Annotated in this window: 1 protein-coding gene; it reads right to left on the reverse strand. The window is 63.3% G+C overall.

Features of this window, described 5'->3' with window-relative positions; all coding sequences use genetic code 11:
• Positions 1-267 (reverse strand): FAD-dependent oxidoreductase (locus tag SB822_RS57710; protein WP_410859186.1); only part of this gene is annotated, 267 nt, incomplete at both ends.

A 267-nucleotide genomic window follows, 5' to 3' on the forward strand; every position in this document is an offset into this window, starting at 1 on the left:
CCGCGCGGAATCTGCCGGAAGTAGATGCCTTCCTGCTTGATGGACGTGAACACGCCCATCGACGATTTGAACACGTAGGGCACCGGCTCCGTCACGCACATTTGCGGGCCGCTCACGGTAAGCGGCGCACCCTCGCCGAATTGTTCGGTAAGACGCGTCGCCCAGGCGCCCGCACAAATGACCAGTTGCGCGGCGCGGTATACGTCGCCCTGCGCGCTTTCCACGCGAAAACGGTCGCCGTCTTTTTCGACGCGCACGATCTCCGTG

The sequence above is a fragment of the Paraburkholderia sp. SIMBA_054 genome, from assembly GCF_046534875.1.
In the GTDB taxonomy this organism is placed as follows: Bacteria; Pseudomonadota; Gammaproteobacteria; order Burkholderiales; family Burkholderiaceae; genus Paraburkholderia; species Paraburkholderia hospita.